Genomic DNA, 334 nt, shown 5'->3' with positions numbered 1-334 from the left:
GGCTAATATCGTGTGCTGCAGCATTTATTTCAGTGCGGCGCTCATCACCATATTGCTCTTTAATTTCAACGAGCTCATCACGAATAACTTCCATTAAACGCTCTGGATTTGCCAAAATGAATAATAACTCGGCAATCAACTCAAGTAATGATTGATATTCGGTAAGAATTTTTTCGTGTTCAAGACCAGTAAGTTTGTGTAAACGTAAGTCTAATATTGCTTGAGCTTGTTGCTCAGAAATATAGTACTGACCATCACGAATACCAAGCTCGCTTGCTAACCAATCTGGGCGTGCCACGTTGTCTTCGCCTGCTTTATCAAGCATGGCTTTAAC

The 334-nt window shown here is 40.4% G+C and carries 1 pseudogene; it reads right to left on the bottom strand.

From position 1 onward, the window contains the following. Nucleotides 1–334 (bottom strand): annotated as a pseudogene (locus tag AAEZ02_RS22035) (DNA gyrase subunit A); the annotation flags it as partial.

Origin of the sequence: Shewanella sp. T24-MNA-CIBAN-0130, from assembly GCF_040310185.1 — a bacterium.
GTDB lineage: Bacteria > Pseudomonadota > Gammaproteobacteria > Enterobacterales > Shewanellaceae > Shewanella > Shewanella psychromarinicola.
The sequence above is the reverse complement of the archived record's forward strand: the minus strand, read 5'-3'. Positions and strand labels throughout refer to the sequence as shown.